The sequence below is a fragment of the Nocardioides sp. 503 genome (genome assembly GCF_004522095.1).
GTDB lineage: Bacteria > Actinomycetota > Actinomycetes > Propionibacteriales > Nocardioidaceae > Nocardioides.
Genome location: NZ_SPUI01000002.1, coordinates 984,241 through 1,008,650, shown reverse-complemented (window position 1 = coordinate 1,008,650; position 24,410 = coordinate 984,241). Strand labels below are relative to the sequence as shown.

The window sequence follows — 24,410 nt, the reverse complement described above, 5'->3', positions numbered from 1 at the left end:
CGTGCCGGTCGTCACGTCTCGTGGCAAGAGCCCCGACCGGAAGGCCCGACATGTCCCGTCCCAGCACCCGCCCGACGGCCGCGGTGATCGGCGCCGGCATCAGCGGGCTGACGTCCGGCAAGATGCTCGCCGACTACGGCGTCGACTACACCTGCTTCGAGGCCTCCGACCGGGTCGGCGGCAACTGGGCCTTCGGCAACCCCAACGGACACAGCAGCGCCTACCGGTCGCTGCACATCGACACCTCCAAGCACCGACTGTCCTTCAAGGACTTCCCGATGCCCGAGGACTACCCCGACTTCCCGCACCACACCCAGATCAAGGCCTACCTCGACGCCTACGCCGACGCGTTCGGCCTGCGCGAGCGGATCGAGTTCGAGAACGGCGTGCAGCACGCGGCGCGGCTCGCCGACGGCGGGTGGGAGCTGACCGACCAGGCCGGCGACGTACGCCGCTTCGACCTGCTCGTCGTCGCCAACGGCCACCACTGGGACCCGCGCATGGCCGACTTCCCCGGTGAGTTCACGGGCGAGTCGATCCACTCGCACCACTACATCGACCCGACCGACCCGCTGGACTTCAAGGGCAGGCGGATCCTGGTCGTCGGCATCGGCAACAGCGCCGCCGACATCGCGGTCGAGCTCTCGAGCAGGTCCCTGCAGAACGAGGTCACGCTCTCCACGCGCTCGAGCGCCTGGATCGTCCCGAAGTACACCTACGGCCTGCCGGCCGACAAGTACTACGTCACCTCGCCGCACCTGCCGCTGAAGTGGCAGCGCTGGATGATCCAGAAGATGCAGTTCATGACCGGCTCCAACCCCGAGCTCTACGGCCTGCCCAAGCCCAACCACAAGTTCTTCGAGGCCCACCCCACGCAGTCGGTGGAGCTGCCGCTGCGGCTCGGCTCGGGCGACATTACGCCGAAGGGCAACGTCGCGCGGCTCGACGGCAGCACCGTGCACTTCGAGGACGGGACGGCGAGCGACTTCGACATCATCGTCTACGCCACCGGCTACAACATCACGTTCCCGTTCTTCGACCCCGGCTTCATCAGCGCCCCCGACAACCAGATCCGGCTGTTCAAGCGGATGTTCAAGCCGGGCATCGAGGACCTGGTGTTCATGGGCTTCGCCCAGGCGACGCCCACGCTGTTCCCCTTCGTCGAGGCGCAGGCGCGGCTGCTCGCGGCCTACGCCGTGGGCCGCTACGCGCTGCCGCCCGCCGCCGAGATGGAGCAGGTCATCGACTCCGACCAGGAGAAGTACACCGGCCACGTGCTCGACCGCCCGCGGCACACCCAGCAGCTCGACTACTTCGTCTACGAGCACGACCTGCGCACCAAGGAGCTGCCCGCCGGCGTACGGCGTGCGGAGCAGCGGGGCGCCCCCGTGCTGACAGGCTTGCGCCCATGACCCCCGCACCCCGCGCCGCCCACCGCGGCGACCAGCGCCGCGCCGCGCTCCTCGGCTCCCTCGACGAGATCCTGCGCGAGCGCGTGGACCTCGACGACCCGAGCCTGGAGTCGATCAACATCGCCGAGATCTCGCGGCGCGCGGGGGTGACCCGCTCGGCGTTCTACTTCTACTTCGAGAACAAGCAGGCCGCGGTCGCGGCGCTCATGGAGGAGATGTACGAGGCGATCGCGACCAGCAACCACCTGGGCTCCGACGGCTCGCCCCACAGCCGGATCACCGCCACGATCAGCGGCCTCTTCGACGCGTGGGAGGCCAACCGCCACCTCTTCCGCGCGATGCTCGACGCCCGCGCGACCAGCTCGGCGGTCCGCGAGCTGTGGGACAGCGACCGGCTGTCGTTCGTGGAGCCGGTGGCCGCGATGATCGCGGCCGAGCGGTCCGCCGGCAGGGCGCCGGGCGGCGCCGATCCGGCCGCCGTCGCCAGCGTCCTGCTGGAGCTCAACGACCGGATGCTCGAGCGCCTCGCCCACGGCGGCGACCGCGCCGCCATCGAGGAGGCCGTCATCGAGATCTGGCTGCGCACCGTCTACGGAAGGACCGACCAGTGAGCGTCCGCACCACCCTCCGCTTCAGCTCCGCAGGCACCGACTGCGACGCCTGGCACTTCCCGGGCGAGGGCGACGCGCTCGCCACGACGGCCGGTCGCCCGGTCGTCGTCATGGCCCACGGGCTCGGCGGCACCAAGGACTCCGGCCTCGAGCCGTTCGCCGCGCGGCTCTCACAGGCCGGGCTCGACGTGCTCGCCTTCGACTACCGCGGCTTCGGCGCGAGTGGCGGCAGCCCGCGCCAGCAGGTCTCCATGGAGGGGCAGCTGGCCGACTACCGCGCCGCGATGACGGCGGCCGCGGCGCTCCCGGGCGTCGACGCGCAGCGCCTCGTGCTGTGGGGCGTGTCGCTGGCCGGCGGTCACGTCATCGCCGCGGGCGCCGACCGCGACGACGTGGCGGCGGTCGTGGCGCTGACCCCGCTGGTGGACGGCGTGGCCGCGGGCCGGCACGCGCTGGCGTCGCACTCCCCCGCCTCGCTCCTGCGCTCCACGGCGGCCGGGGTGCGCAGCCGCGCGGGCCGCCGCCCGGTGATGATGCCGGTCGTCGGACGGCCCGGTGAGACGGCGGCGCTCACGCTGCCCGGTCTGTACGAGGACTACCTCGCGCTGGCCGGACCGACCTGGGTCAACGAGATCGACGCCGCGGTGGGCCTCGAGCTCGGTGGGCACCGGCCGGGCCGGCTGGCCTCGCGCGTGCGCTGCCCGATGCTCGTGCAGATCGCCGACTTCGACCGCAGCGCGCCGCCGCGGGCGGCCGCCAAGGCGGCGTTCAAGGGGCGCGCGGAGGTGCGCCACTACCCCTGCGACCACTTCGACGTGTGGCCCGGCAAGGACTGGTTCGAGCCGGCGGTCGAGCACCAGGTGGCGTTCCTGACGCGCCACCTGGCGACGGCCCCGGCGGGTGTGGACCAAAACGAGAACACGTTCTAGTCTTGCGCGTATGCACGTCGCCCTGAACGCCGACCAGGTCCGCCTCCAGCAGGAGCTCCGGGAGTACTTCGCCGAGCTCGTGACGCCCGAGCGGCGGGCCGGTCTCGCCTCGGCGACCGGCGAGTTCGGGGACTCGACGGTCTACAAGGAGGTCATCCGCCAGGTCGGGGCGGACGGCTGGCTCGGGATCGGCTGGCCCCAGGAGTACGGCGGTCAGGCGCGCTCGATGGTCGAGCAGCTGATCTTCACCGACGCCGCGGCCGTCGCCGGCGTGCCGATCCCCTACCTGACGCTCAACACCGTCGGGCCGACGATCATGCGCTACGGCACGGACGAGCAGAAGGAGTACTTCCTCCCCCGCATCCTGGCCGGCGACCTGCACTTCTCGATCGGCTACTCCGAGCCCGGGTCCGGCACCGACCTCGCGTCCCTGGCGACCAGGGCGGTCCGCGAGGGCGACGAGTGGGTCGTCAACGGGCAGAAGATGTGGACCTCGCTGATCCAGTACGCCGACTGGATCTGGCTGGCCTGCCGCACCGACGCCGACCTGCCTCGCCACAAGGGCCTCTCGATGATCCTGGTGCCCGCCGACGCCCCGGGCGTCTCCTACACGCCGGTGCACACCGTGGCCGGCGTCGGCACCAGCGCGACCTACTACGAGGACGTGCGCGTCCCGGCCGCCAACCTGGTGGGCGAGCTCAACGGCGGCTGGTCGCTGATGACCAACCAGCTCAACGCCGAGCGGGTGGCGCTCACGTCGGCCGCGCCGCTCGTGCACTCGCTGCGGATGGTGCGCGAGTGGGCGCAGCAGACCAAGAACCCCGACGGCCAGCGGGTGATCGACTCCGAGTGGGTGCAGATCGCGCTGGGCCGCGCGCACGCCCGCATCGAGGCCCTGAGCCTGGTCAACTGGAAGCTCGCCGCCGACGCGGACGCCAAGGTCGACCTCTCGCCGGCCGAGGCGTCGGCCACCAAGATCTACGGCTCCGAGCTCGCCACCGAGGTCTACCGCGCGCTCATGGAGATCGTCGGCCCCAACGCCGGCATCACCGGGGCCTCGGAGGGCGCGGTGCTCGCCGGGCGCCTGGAGCGCTACTTCCGCTCCGCCCTCGTCATGACCTTCGGCGGCGGCACCAACGAGATCCAGCGCGACATCATCGGCTACGTCGGACTCGGCCTGCCCGCCGCCAAGCGCTAGGAAGGCACGACATGGACTTCACCTTCACAGCCGAGCAGGACGAGGCGGCCGCCCTGGCCGCGCAGATCCTGGCCGATCGCACGCGCAACGACCGGCTCCAGGAGGTCGAGCGCGGTGGCGACCGCTTCGACCGCGCGCTGTGGGCCGAGCTGGGCTCCGCCGGGCTGCTGTCGCTGGCCGTGCCCGAGCAGCACGGCGGCGCCGGGCTGGGCCTGCTCGAGCTGTGCCGCGTGCTGGTCGAGGTCGGCCGCACGGTCGCGCCCGTGCCGCTCGCCGTGCACGGCGCCGCAGCGCTGCTGCTGGCCGAGTCGGGGACCGACGAGCAGCAGGCGCGCTGGCTGCCCGGCGCCGCCTCGGGCGAGGGCGTGCTGACGGCCGCCGTGGCCGAGGAGCGCGCGCACCTGCCCGCCCGGCCGACCGTCACGGCGGCTCCGGACGGTGGCGGCTGGACGCTGTCGGGGTCCAAGGCGATCGTGCGGGCCGGCCTGGCCGCGGCGGCGATCCTGGTCACCGCCTCGACGCCTGAGGGGGTCGGGGTCTTCCTCGTCGAGCCGGGCGCCGACGGCGTCGAGCTGGTCGAGCAGCACACCAGCGACGGCGACGCCGTGGCCCGCCTGGACCTCACCGGCGCCACCGCCTCCCTGGTCGGTACGGCGGACGGCGAGGCCGCCTCGCGTCTCGGCCAGCTGCTGACCGTGTGCTCGGCCGCCGAGCAGCTGGGCGTCACGGAGGGCGCACTGAGGCTGACGGCGTCGTACGCGAAGACGCGCGAGCAGTTCGGGCGTCCCATCGGGACGTTCCAGGCGGTCTCTCAGCGCCTGGCTGACGGCTACATCGACGTCCTCGCCCAGCGGCTGACCCTGTGGGTGGCGGTGTGGCGGCTCGCGGAGGGCCTGCCGGCCGAGACCGAGGTCGCCACCGCCAAGCTCTGGGCTGCCGACGCGGGCCACCGGCTGGCGCACACGACCGTCCACGTCCACGGCGGGGTCGGCATCGACCTCGACGGCGAGGCGCACCGCTTCTTCACCAGCGCCAAGCGCTTCGAGTTCCTGTTCGGCGGTGCCACCGAGCAGGCGCTCACCATCGGGCGCGCCCTCGCGAGCGAGCCCGTCTAGTGGCTGAGGAGCAGATCACCGTCCGCAACCAGCTCCTGGCGCGACGGGGCGAGACCCACGCCGGGCTGCTCGCGGGTGACGACTCCTGGACCTGGGACGAGGTGCTCGACGAGTCGTGCGTGCGGTCTGCGGTGATGGCGTCGCTGCTCCGCGACGGCGCGCCCCCGCACGTCGGCGTGCTGCTCGACAACACCCCCGAGTTCAGCCTGCTGCTCGGCGGCGCCGCCCTGGGCGGCCAGGTGGTCGTCGGGCTCAACACGACGCGTCGCGGCGAGTCGCTGCTCGCCGACATCGCTCGCTCCGACTGCCAGGTGGTGGTCACGGACGCGACGTACGCGCCGCTGCTGGACGGCCTCGACCCGGGGGTCCCGGTGCTGCGCACCGACTCCGACGAGTGGGCGGCCCTACTGGCCCAGCACGCCGGCGCCGGCGTGCCCGACGTCGAGGTCGTCATGGACGACCTGATGATGCTGATCTTCACGTCCGGCACGTCGGGCAACCCCAAGGCCGTCAACGTCACGCAGGTGAAGGTGGCGTTCCCGGGGCTGTTCCTCGCGGACCGCTTCGGCCTGGGGCCCGAGCACGTGGCCTACCTGTCGATGCCGATGTTCCACTCCAACGCGATCATGGCCGGCTGGGGTCCGGCGGTCGCCTCGGGGACGACGATCGCGCTGGCGCCGCGGTTCAGCGCGTCGGGCTTCCTCGCCGACGTGCGCCGCTACGGCGCGACGTACGCCAACTACGTCGGCAAGCCGCTCACCTACATCATGGCGACGCCCGAGCTGCCCGACGACGCGGACAACCCGCTGCGGATCGTCTTCGGCAACGAGGCCAACGAGCGCGACATCGCCGCCTTCGGCGAGCGCTTCGGCTGCGTGGTCGTGGACTCCTACTCCTCGACCGAGAACGCCGTGGTCGTGCAGCGGGTGCCGGAGATGCCGCCGGGCAGCCTCGGCCGGCCGCTCGACGGGGTCAAGGTGCTCGACCCGGTCAGCCTGGAGGAGACGCCGGACGCGGAGTTCGGGCCGCACGGCGAGCTGCTCAACGCCGACGCGGCGACCGGCGAGCTGGTCAACACCCAGGGCGCCGGCGCGTTCGCCGGCTACTACAAGGACCCCGACGCGGAGTCGGAGCGGATGCGGTCGGGCATGTACTGGTCCGGCGACCTCGCCTACCGCGACACCGACGGCTTCGTCTACTTCGCCGGTCGTACGGCGGACTGGCTGCGGGTGGACGGCGAGAACCTCGCCGCGGCGCCCATCGAGCGGATCCTGCTGCGGCACCCGGCCATCTCCGAGGCCGCCGTCTACGCCGTGCCGGACGAGTCCGTCGGCGACCAGGTGATGGCCGCGCTGATCACCCTGTCGCCCGTGGGCCCCGACGAGCTCGAGTCGTTCCTCGCCGCCCAGCCGGACCTCTCACCCAAGGCGTGGCCGCGCTTCGTCAAGGTCGTCGACGACCTGCCCCGCACCGCGACCAACAAGGTCCTCAAGCGCCAGCTCTCCGCCGCCGGTCCCGCCGGTGCCACCTGGACCCGCGACGCGCGAGGGACCGCCTACCGCGCTCCGTAGGCCCGCATGAACGCGTGCACCCCGTCGGTCATGATGCGGCGGACCCGGTCGGGGTCCTCGCCGTCGACCTGCTGACCGCTGAAGGCCAGCAGCGTGGTCAGCGCGTTGAAGTGGTCGGCCGCCAGTCGCGGGTCGTCGGTCTCCAGCAGCCCACGGGTCGCGAAGTGCGCGAGGCGCTCGGCCACCGCCTCCTCCGGCGCGACGTTGAGCGGGTGGGTGCGCAGCTCGGTCAGGACGGCGGCGTTCTCGGTGATGAGCCGGACGGTCGCGGTGTAGTCGGAGGACGCGAGCATGGAGGTGCCGAGCTCGCAGGCGAAGGACGTCAGCGCCCGCTCGAGGCCGGCGGTGTCGTCGATCCCGGCGTCGTCGGCGAGGTGGTCGTCGATCGCCTGCCGCAGCGTCACGAGCAGCGACTCCCCCGCGTCCACGATGACCGCCATCAGCAGGCCGTGCTTGTCGCCGTAGTAGTCGTAGACGGTGCGCTTCGACACGCCCGCCGCCGCGGCGACGGCGTCCATGCTCGTGCGCTCGACGCCGTGGGCGACGAACAGCTCGCGCGCCGCCGCGAGGATCGCCGCGCGCTTGTGGGCGAGCCCCTCACGCACGGGCTTGGTGGTCGTCTCGCGGCTCACGACGTGATCCTACACTTATCGGTGTACCCACTACACGACACGGTGTAGTGTCGTGGCATGACCTCCACCGCCACCTCTCCCGAGACCGCCGCGCCGGTCTCCGACCGCCGGCTGAACCTGATCAGTCTCGTGCTGGTCCTCGGCGCCGTCACCACGCTGCTGGACACGACGATCGTCAACATCGCCCTCGACCACCTGCGCACCACCTTCGACGCGACGGTGGCCGACACCCAGTGGGTGACGACCGGCTACCTGCTCGCGTTCGTCTCCGTCATCCCCGTCTCGGGGTGGGTGACCGAGCGCTACGGCGCCCGCTCCACGTGGATGGCGGCCGTGGCGACGTTCATGGTGGGCTCGCTGCTCTGCGGCCTCGCCTGGTCGCTGCCGTCGCTGGTCGGCTTCCGGGTGCTGCAGGGCATCGGCGGCGGGCTCGTGCTGCCGGTGACGATCACGATCCTCACGCGCGCCGCCGGCAAGGACCGCATCGGCCGGGCCATCGCCACGATCGGGCTGATCGGCCAGCTCGCGCCGATCCTGGGCCCGATCATCGGCGGCTCCATCGTCCACTCCCTCAGCTGGCACTGGCTGTTCCTCGTCAACCTCCCGCTCTGCCTGCTCGCCCTGGCCCTCGGTCCCCTGGTCCTGCCCGCGAGCGCCGGCCAGCGGGGACAGCGGCTCGACCTCGCCGGCTTCCTGGTGCTGACCCCCGGCGTCGCCCTGGTCGCCTTCGGGCTCAGCCGGGTCGGCGGCGCGGGCGGCTTCGGCGCCACGAGCGCCTGGCTCCCGATCGTGGTCGGCGTCGCGCTGCTTGTCGTCTTCACCGTCGGCGCCCTGCGCGCGCCCGGCCGCGCGCTGATCGACGTACGCGTCTTCGCACGCCGCAGCTTCGGGCTGTCCAGCGTCATCACGTTCGTCGGCGGCTTCTCGATGTACGCCGTGATGTTCCTGCTGCCGCTCTTCTACCAGCAGGTGCGCGGCGAGTCCGTCATGCACACGGGCCTGCTGCTCATCCCCCAGGGCCTCGGCACCATGCTCTACATCGTGCTCAGCGGCCGGCTGGGCCGGCGCCTCGACGGCCGCGTCGTCGTCGCCGGCGGCGTGGTGCTGATGATGCTCGGCATGGTGCCGTTCGCGCTCGCCGGCGCCACCGGCGGCACCGCCCTGCTGCTCGCCGCCCAGCTCGTCCAGGGCTTCGGCATGGGCGCCGCCTCGCTCCCCCTGATGACGATGGCGTTCGCCTCCCTCAGCCCCGCCGAGACCCCGCGCGGAAGCGCCGCTTTCAGCATCGTCCAGCGCGTCGGCGCCCCCTTCGGCGTCACCGTCATCGCGGTCGTCCTCCAGCGCTACCTCGACGACGCCACCAGCTCCGCCCAGGTCCTCGACGCCTTCACCCACACGTTCTGGTGGATCGCCGCCCTCAGCGTCGTCCCGCTCATCCTCGCCTTCTTCATCCCCTCCACCCGCAAAGTCCCCACCGGTGGTTGAGGTGCGAGCGGAGCGAGCCTCGACACCACCCTCCGGTGGTCGAGCAGCGAGCGCCAGCGAGCGCACGTCGAGACCCCCGCACCTCTGGTCGCCTCCCCGGGGACTGGTCTTTGGCTTGCGCGCCGCTGGTGGTTGCGGTGGTTGGCAGTGAGTGGGACGAGGTGGGCGGTAGGTCGCGCGCCGCTGCCGGGCGTCTGGTGGGTTGGTTTCGAGACGGTTGCTAGCGCAACCTCCTCAACCAACGGGGTCGCCCCGGTGGTTGAGGTGCGAGCGAAGCGAGCCTCGAAACCACCCTCCGGTGGTCGAGCAGCGAGCGCCAGCGAGCGCCCGTCGAGACCCACGCACCTCTGATCGCCTCCTCAACCAACGGGGTCGGCTCGGTGGTTGAGAGGGACGAAGTCCCGTCTCGAAACCACCCCAGAAAAAACTTTGAGAAAGTTTCGAGAGCCCTTGTGGATAAGGCCTCCTGAGCCCCCTTGCAGGGCTTCGACTGTCGGTGGCGAGTGCTTGAGTAGACCCATGAGCAACCCCACCGGACCCGAAGCCAGCCACGTGCTGGCCCAGGTCCGCGCGGGCCGCACCACCCAAGCCCAAGGCGAGCTCGACACCCTCCGCAGTGCTCTGCAGTGGTGCATCCTGCACGCCACCGACGACGAAGGCGAAGCCTCGTTCGGTGACCACGGCATCCCGCTCGCCGGCGACGGCGCCCCCTGGGTCTCGGAGTTCGCGGTCATGGAGCTCGGCGCCGCGCTGGGCATGTCCACCGACTCCGCCAAGCGCTACGTCGGGGCCGCCCTCGAGGTCCGCTACCGGCTGCCCCGGGTCTGGGCACGGGTCGAGGCCATGGAGCTGCCCTTCTACAAAGCCCGCTGGATCGCCGAGCACACCATGGCCCTGCCGGAAGCGGGCGCCGCCTACGTCGACCGGATGGTGGGGTTCGTCGCCCACAAGATCTCCTTCGCCGAGATCGAGCGCCAGATCGCCGCCGCCAAAGCCAGGTTCGACCCCGAAGCCGCCGAGAAGGCCCGCCGCGAAGAGGCCGACTCCCGCCGGCTCGACATCGACAAGGCCCACGTCTCCATCAACGGCACCGTCGAAGTCACCGGGACGCTGGACTACGTCGACGGCCTAGCCCTCGACACCGCCCTGTCCCACCGCGCCGCCGAGCTCAAGGCAGCCGGCTCGGAGGAGTCGTTGGATGTGCGGAGGTCGATCGCGGCCGGGGACCTCGCGCGGGGGTATGAATCGCTGCCCTTCGACGACGCTGACGGTGCCGGAGACGATGGTTTCGAGACGGGACTTCGTCCCTCCTCAACCACCGAGGTGGTCGTCCACGTGCATGAGGGCCTCGACGGGGTCGGACGCCTCGGCAACACCCGCACACCGCTGCTCGCCGAGACGATCCGGGAGTGGTGCGGACGCCCTGACACCCGCGTGATCGTGAAGCCGGTGCGGGACCTGGCCGGGCACATCCATGTCGCGGCCTACGAGATCCCCGACCGGCTCCGTGAGCAGGACGAGCTCGTCGACCTCACCTGCGTCTTCCCCTGGTGCACCAGACCCGCGGTCCGCTGCGACGTCGACCATGCGATCCCCCACGCCGACGGCGGGCCGACGTGCTCGTGCAACACCGCACCGTTGTGTCGAGGTCACCATCGGCTGAAGACCCACGGCCGGTGGGACTACGACGTGCTCGACCGCGGCACCTACCTGTGGCACTCACCTTTCGGGCACCTCTACCGTCGCGACCACACCGGCACCCAGGCCATCACCACCCCGACCATGACCCGCGAGCCCGAACGACGAACCTGAGCGCCCCACACCCGCCTCGGCGGGGTCATCGGCGCGCTAGGAACACCACGTCGAGGGAGGCCGAGGCGGGGGCGCCTCCTAGCCGAGGGCCTCGAAGTCGATCTCCATGAAGTCGGCGACGTCGGCGTCCCAGCGGTCACGGACGAACGCGACGTGGTCGGGGTGGGTGTTGTAGGCCTCGTAGGCCGCGCGGTCGGCGAACTCCATGGCGACGCCCAGGCGGTAGTCGTTCTTGGGGCTGACCTCGCGCACGACCTCGAGCTCCTCGACGCCCTCGATGGCGCCGAGCGCCGCGAGGGCGGCCAGGAAGGTCGCGGCCTCGGGGCTGCCCTCCTCGTGGCGGAGGGTGAAGACGACGGAGTGCCGGACGCGGGGGCCGCTCAGGAGGGTCATGTCGCGAACGTACAGGGGCGCGGACGCCGCCGGGCACGTCGTCCGTTCCGCAGCGCCCACCGGCCGGCGGCCGTAGCCTGAGCGCGTGACTCGGCGCATGATCGTCCTCCTCGTGGCCCTGGCGGCCTCCCTCACGCTGGCTCCCCCGGCGCACTCGGGGGCGGCCTCGCCGCGCGACCCCGACCCCCTCAACCCGCTCGCGGGTCGCACCTGGGGCGTCTACAAGGGCACGCAGGAGCTGGCCTGGAAGCCCTACGAGCGCTCGACGGGCGCGCGCAAGGCGCTGCTCGGCAAGATCGCGCTGCGACCGAAGGCGACGTGGTTCGGCGGCTGGATCCCCGACGACGAGATCGCCACCAAGGTCCGCAAGTACGTCGAGAACGCGACCGGCGGCGACCCCGAGGTCATGGTCTCGATGAGCGTGTTCCGCATGCGGCCGTGGGAGCACAACGCGTGCAAGCGCCTGCCCACCAAGGCCGAGCGCGCGAGCTACCGGCGATGGGTCCGCCGCTTCGCGCGCGAGCTGGACGACACGCACACGATGCTGGTGCTCCAGCCCGACGGCCCGTTCGCGCGCTGCGCGCCGCGCGGGTCCAAGATCCCGAGCCGCCTGATCGCGTGGAGCGCCAAGGTCTTCGGCGCCCTGCCCCACACCCACGTCTACCTCGACGCCGGGGCGTCCGACTGGCTCGGCCCCGACGACGCCGCCGACCTGCTCGTGGACCTCGGCGTCGAGCACGCACGCGGCTTCGCGCTCAACGCGACGCACTACGACTCCCCCGAGGCCAACATCCGGTACGCCGCGCAGGTCGCCGCCCGCCTCGCGGCGCGCGGGTTCCCCGGCAGACGGGCGGTCATCGACACCTCGCAGAGCGGCCGGCCGTTCACCCACGGGTGGTGGGAGGCGCACCCGAAGGGGCGCGACTTCGACGACGCGGCGCCGTGCCGCACCCGGACGCAGCAGCGCTGCGTGACGCTGGGCATCCCGCCGACCACCGACGTGACGAGCCCCGCGACCGGCCTGCCCGCCGACGTACGCGCTCTGGCGGGCGCGACGGTCGACGCCTTCATCTGGTCCGGCCGGCCGTGGCTCTACTTCCAGGCGACGCCGTTCAAGCTGAAGCGAGCGCTCCAGATCGCACGGACGACGCCCTACTGACAGCCCTCAGCCGGTGATCTTGTCGAGCTTGCGGACCGTCTCCTCGAACTCGGCGACCAGGTCGGCGATGACGTCGGCCACGGGGCGCACCTCGTTCATGCGGCCGACGATCTGACCGATCGGCATCGAGATGACGTCAGGGTCGTTGGCCGCGGAGATCCGGTTGTGCGCTTGCGCCACGAGCAGGTTCTGCAGCGGCATCGGCAGCGGCTGCGGGGCGCCCTCCTCGGCCCAGGCCTCGGTCCACTTGGTCTTGAGCAGGCGGGCCGGCTTGCCGGTGTAGACGCGGGTGCGCACGGTGTCGCTGCTCGTGGCGCGGGTGAACGCCGTCTCCCAGGCCTCGCTGTTGGCGGCGCCCATCAGCTGGTACTCCTCGGTGCCGAGCCAGATCGACCCCATCCACACACCCTGCGCGCCGAGAGCGAGGGAGGCCGCGACCTGGCGGCCCGAGCCGATGCCGCCGGCGCCCAGGACGGGCACGTCCGGGCCGACGGCGTCGACGACGTCGGGGGTGAGCACCATGCTGGCGACCTCCCCGGTGTGGCCGCCGGCCTCGTAGCCCTGGGCCACGATGATGTCGACGCCGTTGGCGACGTGGTTGAGCGCGTGCTTGGCCGCGCCCGCCAGCGCGGCGACCTTGATGCCGTGCTCGTGGCACTTCTCGATCACGTCGGCCGGCGGCGAGCCCAGCGCGTTGGCGATCAGCACCGGCCGGTGCTGGAGCGCCACGTCGAGGTGCGAGCGGGCCACGGAGTGCAGCCAGCCGAGCACGCCCTCGCGGCCCTCGCCCTCGGGCAGCGGCGGGACGCCGAGCTTGAGCAGGGTCTCGTCGACGAACTGCCTGTGCTCCTCGGGGATCATCGCGCCGAGGTCGAGGGAGGTGCCCTCGGTCGGGATCTTCATGGGCATGACGATGTCGACGCCGTAGGGCTTGCCGTCGGTGTTGTCGTCGAGCCAGGTGAGGACCCGCTCGAGCTCCTCGGTGTCGTTGAAGCGCACGCAGCCCAGCACCCCGAGGCCACCGGCCCGGGAGACGGCGGCCGCGACGTGCTCGGAGGGCGTGAACGCGAAGATCGGGTAGTCGATCCCGAACTCCTCGCACAGCGGGGTGCGCATCAGGCACCCGCTCCCGCGGACTGGGTGGCGAGCGCCATCTCCTTGGCCTTGGGGTACTGCGCCTTGCCCGTCGCGTTGCGCGGGATCTCGGGCACCAGCGTCAGCGCCCTCGGCAGCTTGTAGCCCGAGAGCGAGACACGCAGGAAGTCGCGCAGCTCGTCGAGGCTGACGGTCTCGCCCTCGCGGGGCTGGATGACCGCGGCGACGGCCTGCCCGTACTTCTCGTCGGGGATCCCGACCACGAGGCAGTCGTAGACGGCGGGATGGCCCTTGATCGCCATCTCCACCTCCTCGGGGTAGACCTTCTCGCCACCGGTGTTGACGCAGTTGGAGCCGCGGCCCAGCAGGGTCACCCGCCCGTCGGTCTCGATCCGCGCGAAGTCGCCCGGCACCGAGTAGCGCTCGCCGTCGATCATCACGAAGGTCTTGGCGGACTTCTCGGGGTCCTTGTAGTAGCCCACCGGCACCGACCCGCCGCGCCCCAGCCGCCCGATCCTGCCGACGTTGGAGGCGAGGTCGAGCACGTGGTTGTCGTCGCCGATGACCACGCTGGCGGGGCCGAGCCCGACGACCGGGCCGTCGTGGCTGATGGAGTTCTTGTCCTGCATGCCCATGCCCTGGAAGCCGGTCTCGGACGCGCCGACCGAGTCGGTGAAGACGCCGTTGGGGAACGCCGCCATCCAGCGCTCCTTGACCTGGGGGCTGAAGATCGCGGCGCTGCTGGAGATCACGAACAGGCTGGAGGCGTCGTACGGCGTGCCGGTCGCGGCCTTGCGCTCGTACTCCTCGATCAGCGGGCGGGCCATCGCGTCGCCGGTCATGAAGATCAGCTGGACGCCGTCGCGCTCGATGATCTCCCAGGTGCGCTGCGCGTCGAACTTCGGCTCGAGCACGGTCAGGTGGCCGGCGAAGAGGTGCATCAGCAGGCCGGCCTGGGCGCCGCCGTGCATGAGCGGGCTGAGCGGGAACGTGACCATCCGGGGCTCGGTGGCCTGCTTGGACTGGTCGAGCTCGTCGAGCGGCTCGCCGCTGTAGAAGTCGATGCCGCCGCCGAGCACCCGCCAGAAGTCCTCGTGGCGCCACATGACGCCCTTGGGGAAACCGGTGGTGCCGCCGGTGTAGATGATGTGCAGGTCGTCGGGGCTGCGCTCCTCGAAGTCGCGCGCCTCGCTCTGGCCCTCGAGCGCCTCGGCCAGCGTCACGCCGCCGAAGGAGGAGAGGTCGGCGTCGTTGTCGGGGTCGAGCACGTCGGGGATCGCCACGAAGGTCGTGAGCTTCTCGTGCTGGGGCGCGCAGGCGGCCACGAGCGGCGAGTAGGTGCGCTCGTGGATCAGCGCGACGACGTCGGCGTTGTCGAAGAGGTAGTTGAGCTCGCCCTCGACGTAGCGGTAGTTGACGTTGATGTTGACCGCGCGCACCTTCGTGACGGCCAGGACCGCCACGACGTGCTCCACGCTGTTCTTGGCGTAGACCGCGACGTGGTCGCCCGGACCCACCCCGCGGGACTGCAGGTAGTGCGCGAGCCGGTTGGCGTCGCGCTCCAGGTCGGCGTAGGTCGCCACCCGGTCCCCGACCTTGAGGGCCGGGTTGTCCGGGGCGGCGTCGACGGCGTGTTCGAACAGATCAGCGATGTTGAGGGCCACGCCGCGAGACTAGAACACGTTCTTGTTTTTCGCTAGCCTCCTGGGATGACCCAGGACGCCCCGCCTCAGGAAGCACAGCCCCACTGCCTCGTCGAGCAGGTGGGGCACAAGCTCGTCGTGACCATGAACCGGCCGGAGGCCCGCAACGCGCTGTCGGGCGAGATGCTCGCGATCATGAGCGAGGCCTGGGACCGGGTGAACTCCGACGACTCGATCCGGGTCTGCATCCTCACCGGTGCCGGCGGCTACTTCTGCGCGGGAGCCGACCTCAAGGCGATGAACTCCCGGCCGCCCTCGGCCAGCTTCGAGTCCGGCGAGTTCGACCCGTCGGTGATCAAGTCGCTGCTCAAGGGCTTCCGGCTGACCAAGCCGCTGATCGCCGCGGTGGAGGGGCCGGCCGTCGCCGGCGGCACCGAGATCCTGCAGGGCACCGACATCCGGGTGGCCGGCGAGTCGGCCAAGTTCGGCGTCGCCGAGGCCCGCTGGAGCCTCTACCCGATGGGCGGCTCCGCGGTCCGCCTCATCCGGCAGCTGCCCTACACCGTGGCGGCCGAGCTCCTGCTGACCGGCCGCACGATGAAGGCGCCCGAGGCCAAGGAGGTCGGGCTGATCGGCCACGTCGTCCCCGACGGCCAGGCGCTGGAGAAGGCCCACGAGATCGCCGACCTGATCGCCGCCAACGGCCCGATCGCCGTGCAGGCGATCCTGAGGACCATGCGCGACTCCGAGGGCAAGCACGAGGACGACTGCTGGGCCGACGACGCTCGGGTGGGCGCGGCCGTCTTCAGGTCGAACGACGCCAAGGAGGGCCCCCGCGCCTTCGCCGAGAAGCGGGCACCGGAGTTCACGGGCACCTGACGAGCGCGGTCCACAAGCGGTCATGTCCGCTTCTGGCCCGTCGCCAGGCAGAGATTCCGTGTTGAGGTGGCTGGGACTCGTCAACCCTCCTCCTCACCTCCCGGGGTTCCACCATGCCCACACGCACCTCTCGACGGTGGCTCACCGCCCTGCTCGCCCTGGGGGCCGCACTGGTCGCCCCCACGCCCTCGCGGGCGGAGCCGGTGTTCCTCTCCCCCGTCGTGCTGTTCGAGGGTGCGCACGTCGACCACGTGGGCGCGATCGCGATGGCCGGTGACGGGTCGCTGGTCGTGGGTCAGATCACCGCACCCGACCAGGGCGTCGTGCAGGTCCAGGTACGCCGTCCGGGCACCGCGCTCGGCGCGGTGACCTACCTCGACGGCGGCGGCGGCCAGCCCTTCTCGCCCTCGGGGCTCACCCTCCACGGTGCGCCCGATGGGGCGCTCGCCGCCATCTGGAACCCCGGCGACTTCAACTCCCTCCCGGTGGTGTCGGTCCTGTCCAAGGGCGCAACGACGTGGTCGGCCCCCTACCGCCTCTCGGCTACGGCGTTGGGTGGCACTGCGATGGACGGGCAGGGCCGGCTGTGGGTGACCGAGCGGGTCTCGGGCGACCCCAACCTGAACCGCGTGGAGATCGTCGCGGCGGACGGCAGGTCCTCGACCCGCGTGACCATCCCGGTCCTCGCCTCGGGGGCCTTCTACGCCGACGCGCAGCTCGCGATCGGGAGGGACGGGGCCGGCCACCTCGTGCTGCGTCGCCTCCGAGACCTGACGGGCGACACCGAGGGGCAGCCGTGCACGACGGACAGCTCGCTCGTGGTCACCGACGTGCGCCCGGGCTCGCCCACGAGCTCGCCCCCGCGGGTCCTCGCCTCCTACCCGGCCCAGGGGACCTACACCTCCGGGCGGTGCACGCCCACCAGCGGGACCGCGATGGAGCCACCGATGCTCACGACGACGAGCGACGGCACCCTCGTGACGGCGTACACCACCGCTGGTCTCCCTGCCCTCGAGCTGCACGCGGTCCGGGCCTTCCACCGGCCGCCGGGCGGGGCCTGGCGGACGAGGCCCGAGACCGCACCCACCACCGGCGACTACCGCCTGACCGACCTGGTGGCCTCGGGCCCACGCGCGGTCGCCGTGACGACGGTGGGCGTCCACACCAGCAGGCAGCACCAGGCGGTCGTGGTGAGGGCGCCGGGCGGCGCGTGGTCCGGCGTCCAGATGTTGACCGGATCCGGTCGCGGCGGCCGGGTGGTCGCCACGGGGTCGGCCGGCGGCGCCGTGTTCGCGTGGCGCGAGACGCTGCCGCCGAACCGGGCGCAGTTCCGCACGATGAGCGGCGCCGGGGTCCTGTCGCCGACCGACCACGACGGCTCCAGCGACCAGGCCGGGATGATAGGGGCGGCGTCCGACCCCCAGGGCAACGCGGCCGTCTTCTACACGCACGAGGGCGGCAGCTCTTACGGCCTGCTCCGCGCGTTCGACGCGGCGGGGCCGCGGCTCGCGGCGTCCGTCCCGGTCAGCGTGCGTCGCGGTCGCACCTTCACCGCTCGCGCCAGCGCTCAGGACGTGTGGTCCGCACCGGCGACCACGCCGAGGTGGAGCTTCGACGGGGGCGCCCCCGTGAGCGGCACGAGCGTTCGGCACGCGTTCCGGACCGAGGGACGACACAGGGTCACCGTCACATCGACCGACCAGCTCGGCGGCACGACCACGGTGACGAGGACGGTGGTCGTCCCGGACACCACCCGTCCCCGCCTGACGAGGGTGCGGATCGACCCGGGCAGGGTCTCCTTGCGGACCACCGAGCGGGGACGAGTCCGGGTGACGCTGACCCGACAGGGCACCAAGCGGATGGTGGTCACCAAGTGGCTCGCCCGGCGAGGTGCCTGGACCGTGCGCCTACCGCGCCTGGCAGAGGGCCGGTGGCGGGTCGTCGTGGTGGTTCGCGATGCCGCGGGCAACCGGAGCCGCCCCGCCGTCCGGGGCCTCACGGTCGGACGACGGTGACCTCCGGCTCCAGCACCCGGTCGTGACCGACCTGGCGTGAGGACCCGGCGAGGTCGAGGGCGACCACGTCGCGCACGTCGGCGCTGGAGGCACCCACCCACAGCTCCACCGGGCCGGGCTCGACGATGCGCACCAGGTCGCGCCCGGTGAACGACGTCAGGTCGGCGTGCAGCGCGAAGCGGACCGTGGCGCGGGTGCCCGGCTCCAGGTCGACCCGGGCGGCGGCCACGAGCTGCTGCACGGGCCGCACGACCGACGCGGAGACGTCGTGGAGGTAGACCTGCACCACCTCGGAGACGACCCGGTCGGCCTCGTTGAGGAGCTCGACCTCGACCTCGCAGACGCCGTCGGTGTCCCATCGCGGCCCGGTCGTGCCCGCCACCGAGACCCACGTGGCCGAGGCGTAGGACAGGCCGTGGCCGAACGGGAACAACGGCGTCGGGTCGACGCTGCTCACGTCGGTGAGCTGGCCCAGCGTCGGCGACAGGTAGGTCCACGGCTGGGTGGAGCCGGAGTCCGGGAAGCTCACGGGCAGCCGCCCCGACGGGTCGACCCGGCCGGACAGCACGTCGGCCACCGCCTGCGCACCCTCCTCGCCGGGGAAGAAGCCGCACACCAGCCCCGCCAGCCGCGGCGCGATCGTGCTGACGTCGTAGGGGCGACCGACGAGGAGCACCGCCACGACCGGGGTGCCGGTCTCGAGCAGCGCCTCCACCAGCTCCTCCTGGCGCCCCGGCAGCCGCAGGTCGGGTACGTCGCAGCCCTCGCCCGAGGTGCCCCGCCCGAACAGCCCGGCCTGGTCGCCGAGCACGACCACGCACACGTCGGCCGCGGCGGCGGTCGCCGCGGCCTCGGCCAGGTCGGCGTCCTCGCCACCCAGCACCGGGCAGCCGAGCGCGTAGGAGAGGTCGTAGGTCTCGGCGAGCACCTCTCGCACGGTGCGGATCGTGAGCCCGTCGTCCACCTCGGGGTGGTGGACCAGCACGTGCATGGGGAAGGCGTAGCAGCCCTGCATCGCCTGCGGGGTGTCCGCCCGGGGGCCGACGAGGGCGACCTTGACGCCCTCGCGCAGCGGCAGCGCGCCGTCGTTGGCGAGCAGGACGACCGAGCGCCGGGCCAGCTCGAGGGCGAGCGCGCGCGACTCCGGGTCGTCGAGGTCGACGTCGGCCGGCTCCACCGGCGCCCAGCCCGGGTCGAGCAGTCCCAGCTCGCACTTCTGCCGCAGCACCCGCGACACCGCCCGGTCGACGGTCTTCTCGTCGACGAGGCCCGCGGCGACCGCCGCCAGCAGCGGCTCCTCGTAGGCCTTGGGCGAGGGCAGCTCGACGTCGATGCCGGCCTCGAGCGCCAGGCCCGCCGCCTCGCCGAGGTCGGCGGCGACGCGGTGCAGGCTCTGCAGGAAGGCCACCGAGAAGTAGTCGGCCGCGACCGTGCCCTCGAAGCCGAGCCGGTCGCGCAGGAGGGTGGTCAGCAGCTCGGGATCGGCGGCCGCCGGGACGCCGTCGATGTCGGTGTAGGAGTTCATCACCGACCGGGCGCCGGCGCGCAGCGCCATCTCGAACGGCGGCAGGAACACGTCGGCCAGCTCGCGGGGGCCGGCGGACACGGGCGCGAGGTTGCGGGCCGCGCGGGAGGCGGAGTAGCCGAGGAAGTGCTTGAGCGTGGCGACCACTCCCCCCTCCTCCAGACCCCGCACGTAGGCGCTGGCCATGAGACCCACCAGGAACGGGTCCTCGCCGAGGGTCTCCTCGACGCGACCCCACCGAGCGTCGCGCACCACGTCGAGGACGGGGGCGAGGCCCTGGTGGACGCCGAGGGCGCGCATCGACGCCGCGATCCGCTCCCCCATGCGCTGCACGAGGGCGGGGTCGAACGTCGCCGCCCAGCAGAGCGGCGAGGGGTAGACGGTGGCGCCCCAGACCGCGAGCCCGGTCAGGCACTCCTCGTGGGCCTGGGCCGGGATGCCGAAGCGGTTGGCGGCGACGATGTCGCGCTGGCGCTGAGCCAGGAGCTCGAGGCCCTCGCGAGGCGCGACGGGCGCGGTGCCGAAGGTGCGGGTCAGCTGGCCCAGGCCGTCCTCGATCAGCTCGTCCCAGTCGGGCTGGGGGCCGAGCGTCTCGCGCAGCATCGGGGCCATGCCGCCGGCCTCGGGGTCGAGCCACCAGATGCCGGAGAGCTGGCTGACCTTCTCCCGGAGCGTCATGCGCGGCACCAGGTCGGCGACCCGTGCCTCGGGGGTCTCGCTCGGGTCCTGCCAGAGATCGGTCATGGGGTGCCTCCCGGGGCGGCGGTGGACCGACGCCTCACCAGCGTGGTCTCGAGGGTCACGTGGGTCTCGGCGAGCTCCTCGCCGGCGATCATCTGCACCAGCATCGCGATGGCGTCGTGCCCCATCTGCCGGATCGGCTGCTGCACGGTCGTGAGCGGCGGGGAGGACAGGGCGGAGTCGGGGATGTTGTCGAAGCCCACCACCGACAGCTGCTCGGGGACCGAGATCCCCAGCTCCGCGGCCACCTCCAGCGCCGCGATCGCCGAGAGGTCGTTGGCCGCGAAGATCGCGGTCGGCGGGTCGGGCAGGGCCAGCAGCTCGCGGGCCGCGTCGCCGGCCTGGTCCTGCTCGAAGGCGCCGAGCCGCAGCAGCGACTCGTCGAGGGGTACGCCGGCGGCGGCGTGCGCCTCGCGGAAGCCGCGCTCACGCAGCCGGGCCGAGACCAGGTCGGGCCGGCCCGTGACCATGCCGATGCGGCGGTGACCGAGCCCGAGCAGGTGGTCGACCCCCAGCCGCGCACCCTGGAGGTTGTCGGCCGTCACGGTCGGCAGGCTGGACCGGCCGGTGTGGGGGTCCACCGCGACGATCGGGCCGTCGTACTGGACGTCGGTGACCGTCGGCGTGACGAGGACCGCGCCGTCGACCAGCGTGCCCATGACGCGCGACAGGTAGCGCCGCTCCCAGCCGACGTGCTCGTCGACGCGGCCGCCCGCGGAGTAGGCCACGAGCTCGAAGCCGGTGCCGCGGATCGCGTCGGCGGCGCCCTTGAGCACCTCGGTGCTGAACGGCTCGAAGTCGGCGACCAGCACGCCCAGCACGTTGGTGCGGCTGTTGCGCAGGCTGCGCGCGACCAGGCTGGCCTCGTAGCCGAGCCGGCTGACGATCTCGGTGACGTGGTCGAAGGTGTCGCTCGAGACGCCGTAGCGCCCGTTGATCACCTTGGACACCGTCGAGACCGACACTCCGGCCTCGGCGGCGACCTGCTGCATCGTGACGCGGCTGCCCGTCGGGTGGTGGTCCCTGGTCATCTCGTCCTCTCCCGCACGGCTGCTCATCCCTTCACCGCGCCCCGGAGGCCGCCGACGATGCGCTGCTGCATCGCGAGGAACAGCACCAGGGCCGGGATCATCGCGATCGTGGTGAAGGCCAGGACGCCCGCCGTGTCGGCCGAGTGCTCGGTCGAGTAGTCGGCGACGCCGAGGGGCAGCGTACGCATGTCCTCCTGCAGCAGCAGGAGAGGCAGCAGGTAGGCGTTCCACGAGCCGACGAAGGCCAGGACCGCGACCGTCACGAGCCCGGGCATGGACAGCGGCAGCATCAGCCACCAGAAGATCCCGACCCGCGACGCGCCGTCCATCAGCGCCGCCTCCTCGAGCTCGCGCGGGATCGCCATCAGGAAGGGCCGCAGGATCACGACCGTGATCGGCAGCCAGAAGGCCGCCTGCGGCAGCGCCACGCCCCACCAGGTGTTGCCGATCTGCAGGTCGCGGGTCACCAGGATGAACAGCGGGATGATGGCCACGGCCGCCGGGAAGAGCAGCCCCAGCACGAACACCATGAACAGCGGCTCGCGCAGCTTGAAGTGGTAGCGCGCCAGCGGGTAGGCCGCCATCACCCCGCACGCCACGGCCACCACGGTGGTGATGACCGCGATCGCGGTGGAGTTGAGGGCGTAGCGCCAGAAGTCGGGGTTGCCGAAGACCCCCTCGTAGTTGGTGAGGAGCCAGGGCTCCGGCAGCCCCGCCGGGTCACGGGCGAGCTGCTCGTTGCTGCGGAAGCCGCCCATCGCGCCGTAGAGGACCGGCCCGACGGTCAGGGCCACCACCACCAGCGCGATGAAGTAGGTGAGCGGTCCGCCGGCGCCGAACGGCCGCATGCGGCGGGTCGACATCTCGTTCTCCTTCATCGCTGTGCCGTTCATTCCTGGGTCACCGTGTCCCGTCGGAGGATGAGGAGCTGGTAGGCCAACGCCATCACGAAGCTGACCAGGAAGAGCACCACCGAGGCCGCGCCGGCGATGCCGTAGTTGTGGCGCTGGGTGCCCTGGTTGATCAGGTACGTCGCCATCGTGGTCGTGGCGTTGGCCGGACCGCCGCCGGTGAGCACCCACACCATGTCGAACTGCTGCAGCGAGCCGATCATCGAGAGGAACAGCCAGGTGCGGATGGTCGGCCCGAGCAGTGGCAGCGCCACCCGCACCTGCGTCTGCCACCAGCCGGCCCCGTCGAGCTGGGCGGCCTCGTAGAGCTCGTCGGGCACGCCCTGCAGCCCCGCCAGGAACAGCAGGACCGCGAGGCCGAGGTACTTCCAGGTCAGCACCACGAAGAGCGTGGGCAGCGCCAGCTCGGGGGTCCCGAGGAACCCCTGCTCCGGCGGGGTGAGCCCGACGGCGGAGATGATGCCGTCGACCACGCCGTAGCGCGGCTGGAGCAGCTGGAACCAGATGACGCCCGCGATGACCTCGGCCATCACGTAGGGGACGAAGACGATCGTGCGCAGCAGCCCCCGGAGCCGGATCTTGCGGTTGAGCAGCATCGCGATCGCCAGCCCCAGCGGCAGCTGCACCACGATCGAGGCCACGACGATCACGACGTTGTGGGCCACCGCGTCGCGGAAGACGTCGTCGCCCAGCACGCGGTCGTAGTTGCGCAGCCCGACGAAGTCCTCCATCGGGCCGAAGCCCTTCCAGCGGTAGAAGGACATCCGGACCGCCGAGGCGATCGGCCACACCACGAAGACGCCGAGGAGGGCGAGGGCCGGCGTCACGAACAGCAGGATCTCCAGCCGTTGACGCCAGCCCCCGCGAGTCACGCTCAGCTCACTTCTCCTCGTCGGCGGCCTGCTGCGTGGCCGAGACCACGTCGTCCGGCGAGGCCTTGCCGGCGAACATCAGCGCGATCTCGTCGTTCATCGCACCGCCGACCGACTCGCCGAAGGCGGTGTCGAAGTAGAGCTGGACGAACGGCGCCGCGTCGCGCACCTCGAGCAGCTGCGCGAGGGCGGGGTCCGACACCGCGCCGGTGGCGGCCGGGTTGGTCGGCAGCCCCATGTCGTTCTCGGCGAAGCCCGTCTGGACCTCGTCGGAGAGCAGGTACCTCACCAGGTCGACCGCCACGTCGGGCGAGCCCTCCGGCACCGCCCAGGCGTCGCCGCCGCCGAGCTGGGCCGCGGGGTCGCCCTCGCCGCCGTCGACCTCGGGGAACGGGAACCACCCCGTCTTGTCGCCCAGCCCCTTGCCGTCGTCGGTCAGGCCCTGCATGACGCCGGGCTCCCAGTGGCCCTGCATCTCCATCGCGACCTTGCCGGTCGCGAGCAGGCCCGACGCCGAGGTGGCGCCCTCCTGGGCCGGCGTGCTGAGGAAGCCTGCGTTGAACGGCTCGGTCTCGATCAGCTCCTCGACGACGTCCCCGGCCCGCTCGAAGCAGTCGTCGGAGAAGTCCAGGCTGCCGACGGCGTCCGTGAGGACCTCCTCGGGGCAGGAGCGCAGCGCGGCGGCGTACCAGTAGTGCGCGGCCGGCCACTTGTCGCCCGCGCCCACCGAGAGCGGCGTGAGGTCGGCGGCCTTGAGCTTGTCGATGACGTCGTAGAGGTCGTCCATCGTGATCGGCAGCTCGGTGATGCCGGCCTGCTCGAACTGCTCCTTGTTGTACCAGAAGCCCACCACCCCGAGGGAGAACGGCAGGGCGTAGGTCTTGTCGTCGACCTGCCAGCCGGCGACCGAGCCGCCGATCTTCTCGACCTCGTCGGCGGCGTCGTCGGAGAGGTCGCGGACCAGGCCGGCCTCCACGTGGTCGGCCAGCTCGCCGCCGCCGCGCTCCATGTAGACGTCGGGCAGGTCACCGCTCTGGAAGGCGGCGGCCAGCTTGTCGACCATGTCCTCGTGGGCCATGGCGCTGACCTGGACGTCGACGCCGGGGTGGTCGGCCTCGAAGTCCTTGGCCACCTGCTCGTAGTAGCCCTTGCCGGGCTCGTTGTTCGAGTTGTGCCACCAGGTGATGGTGCTCTCGTCCGCCTCGGACGAGTCGTCGCCGCCGCAGGCAGCTGCGAGCAGCAGCGTTCCGGCGCTGAGCACGGCGAGGGCCGCGCGTCGGGTCTTCGACCTCATGGGGTTCCTCCGTCCCGCCCCAACGCTCGTTGAGACGTTCGTCACACGGCAAGGTGCCACCGCTCGGCACTCTTGTCAATCGTTGTC

At 72.0% G+C, this 24,410-nt stretch carries 20 protein-coding genes; 11 read left to right on the top strand and 9 right to left on the bottom strand.

The genetic code is table 11. From position 1 onward, the window contains the following. The first annotated feature begins 50 nt into the window (after positions 1–50). From E4622_RS05860 to E4622_RS05835, 6 genes are read left to right on the top strand one after another with little or no spacing between them, the layout of a single operon-like run. Positions 51–1,412: an NAD(P)-binding domain-containing protein gene (locus tag E4622_RS05860; RefSeq protein ID WP_134739088.1), complete on the top strand. Its 1,362-nt coding sequence runs from the start codon at positions 51–53 to the stop codon at positions 1,410–1,412. Next, positions 1,409–2,023: a TetR/AcrR family transcriptional regulator gene (locus E4622_RS05855; RefSeq protein WP_134739087.1), complete on the top strand. Its 615-nt coding sequence runs from the start codon at positions 1,409–1,411 to the stop codon at positions 2,021–2,023. Before E4622_RS05860 ends, E4622_RS05855 begins: the two co-directional genes overlap by 4 nt. After that, the gene (locus tag E4622_RS05850; RefSeq protein ID WP_134739086.1) at positions 2,020–2,952 is read left to right on the top strand and encodes an alpha/beta hydrolase; all 933 of its coding nucleotides are present in this window, start codon (positions 2,020–2,022) and stop codon (positions 2,950–2,952) included. Before E4622_RS05855 ends, E4622_RS05850 begins: the two co-directional genes overlap by 4 nt. Before the next feature lie 10 nt (positions 2,953–2,962). Beyond that, positions 2,963–4,150, top strand: coding sequence for an acyl-CoA dehydrogenase family protein (locus E4622_RS05845; protein ID WP_134739085.1), 1,188 nt, complete (start codon positions 2,963–2,965; stop codon positions 4,148–4,150). Positions 4,151–4,161: 11 nt separating this feature from the next. Beyond that, entirely contained in the window at positions 4,162–5,265 is a 1,104-nt protein-coding gene (locus E4622_RS05840) for an acyl-CoA dehydrogenase family protein (protein ID WP_134739084.1), read from the top strand. Then, a complete protein-coding gene (locus E4622_RS05835) occupies positions 5,265–6,836 on the top strand; it encodes a long-chain-fatty-acid--CoA ligase (protein ID WP_245155899.1) in 1,572 nt (523 codons plus the stop codon). The genes E4622_RS05840 and E4622_RS05835 overlap by 1 nt, the downstream gene beginning before the upstream one ends. Here the strand turns inward: E4622_RS05835 and E4622_RS05830 are convergent. Then, positions 6,821–7,468, bottom strand: coding sequence for a TetR/AcrR family transcriptional regulator (locus E4622_RS05830; RefSeq protein WP_134739083.1), 648 nt, complete (start codon positions 7,466–7,468; stop codon positions 6,821–6,823). The two genes, E4622_RS05835 and E4622_RS05830, sit on opposite strands and share 16 nt — an antisense overlap. 57 nt (positions 7,469–7,525) lie before the next feature. Here E4622_RS05830 and E4622_RS05825 point away from each other — a divergent pair, with 57 nt between their 5' ends. Together E4622_RS05825 and E4622_RS05820 are read left to right on the top strand one after the other, a co-directional pair. Next, positions 7,526–8,953, top strand: a complete 1,428-nt coding sequence (locus E4622_RS05825) for an MDR family MFS transporter (protein ID WP_134739082.1) — start codon at positions 7,526–7,528, stop codon at positions 8,951–8,953. 519 nt (positions 8,954–9,472) lie between these two features. Further along, positions 9,473–10,765, top strand: coding sequence for an HNH endonuclease signature motif containing protein (locus E4622_RS05820; protein WP_134739081.1), 1,293 nt, complete (start codon positions 9,473–9,475; stop codon positions 10,763–10,765). Between the two features lie 78 nt (positions 10,766–10,843). Here the strand turns inward: E4622_RS05820 and E4622_RS05815 are convergent, their stop codons facing one another. After that, positions 10,844–11,158, bottom strand: coding sequence for a Dabb family protein (locus tag E4622_RS05815; protein ID WP_134739080.1), 315 nt, complete (start codon positions 11,156–11,158; stop codon positions 10,844–10,846). An 85-nt stretch (positions 11,159–11,243) separates the two neighbouring features. On the opposite strand from E4622_RS05815, the gene E4622_RS05810 reads away from it, so the two are divergent. Beyond that, positions 11,244–12,317 (top strand): glycoside hydrolase family 6 protein, encoded by a 1,074-nt coding sequence (locus E4622_RS05810; protein WP_134739079.1) that lies wholly within the window; start codon positions 11,244–11,246, stop codon positions 12,315–12,317. 6 nt (positions 12,318–12,323) lie between these two features. Here E4622_RS05810 and E4622_RS05805 read toward each other — a convergent pair whose 3' ends face one another. Beyond that, positions 12,324–13,433 (bottom strand): nitronate monooxygenase family protein, encoded by a 1,110-nt coding sequence (locus E4622_RS05805; protein WP_134739078.1) that lies wholly within the window; start codon positions 13,431–13,433, stop codon positions 12,324–12,326. Further along, positions 13,433–15,076, bottom strand: coding sequence for an acyl-CoA synthetase (locus E4622_RS05800; RefSeq protein ID WP_134739077.1), 1,644 nt, complete (start codon positions 15,074–15,076; stop codon positions 13,433–13,435). Before E4622_RS05800 ends, E4622_RS05805 begins: the two co-directional genes overlap by 1 nt. A 45-nt stretch (positions 15,077–15,121) precedes the next feature. Between E4622_RS05800 and E4622_RS05795 the strand changes: the two genes are divergently transcribed. Both E4622_RS05795 and E4622_RS05790 read left to right on the top strand, forming a co-directional pair. Beyond that, positions 15,122–15,934, top strand: coding sequence for a crotonase/enoyl-CoA hydratase family protein (locus tag E4622_RS05795; RefSeq protein ID WP_134739076.1), 813 nt, complete (start codon positions 15,122–15,124; stop codon positions 15,932–15,934). Between the two features lie 113 nt (positions 15,935–16,047). Further along, positions 16,048–17,949, top strand: a complete 1,902-nt coding sequence (locus E4622_RS05790) for a PKD domain-containing protein (protein ID WP_134739075.1) — start codon at positions 16,048–16,050, stop codon at positions 17,947–17,949. On the opposite strand, the gene E4622_RS05785 is transcribed toward E4622_RS05790, so the two are convergent. Genes E4622_RS05785 through E4622_RS05765 form a run of 5 tightly spaced genes read right to left on the bottom strand, consistent with a single transcriptional unit; the run spans position 17,930 to position 24,323 of the window. Continuing rightward, positions 17,930–20,218: a glycoside hydrolase family 3 N-terminal domain-containing protein gene (locus E4622_RS05785; RefSeq protein WP_134739074.1), complete on the bottom strand. Its 2,289-nt coding sequence runs from the start codon at positions 20,216–20,218 to the stop codon at positions 17,930–17,932. The genes E4622_RS05790 and E4622_RS05785 overlap by 20 nt on opposite strands. Beyond that, positions 20,215–21,246 (bottom strand): LacI family DNA-binding transcriptional regulator, encoded by a 1,032-nt coding sequence (locus E4622_RS05780; protein WP_134739073.1) that lies wholly within the window; start codon positions 21,244–21,246, stop codon positions 20,215–20,217. The genes E4622_RS05785 and E4622_RS05780 overlap by 4 nt, the downstream gene beginning before the upstream one ends. A 23-nt stretch (positions 21,247–21,269) precedes the next feature. Continuing rightward, entirely contained in the window at positions 21,270–22,109 is an 840-nt protein-coding gene (locus E4622_RS05775) for a carbohydrate ABC transporter permease (RefSeq protein WP_245155898.1), read from the bottom strand. Positions 22,110–22,135: 26 nt separating this feature from the next. Continuing rightward, a complete protein-coding gene (locus tag E4622_RS05770; RefSeq protein WP_245155897.1) occupies positions 22,136–23,029 on the bottom strand; it encodes a sugar ABC transporter permease in 894 nt (297 codons plus the stop codon). Positions 23,030–23,036: 7 nt separating this feature from the next. Next, a complete protein-coding gene (locus E4622_RS05765) occupies positions 23,037–24,323 on the bottom strand; it encodes an extracellular solute-binding protein (RefSeq protein WP_134739070.1) in 1,287 nt (428 codons plus the stop codon). Positions 24,324–24,410: the final 87 nt, after the last annotated feature.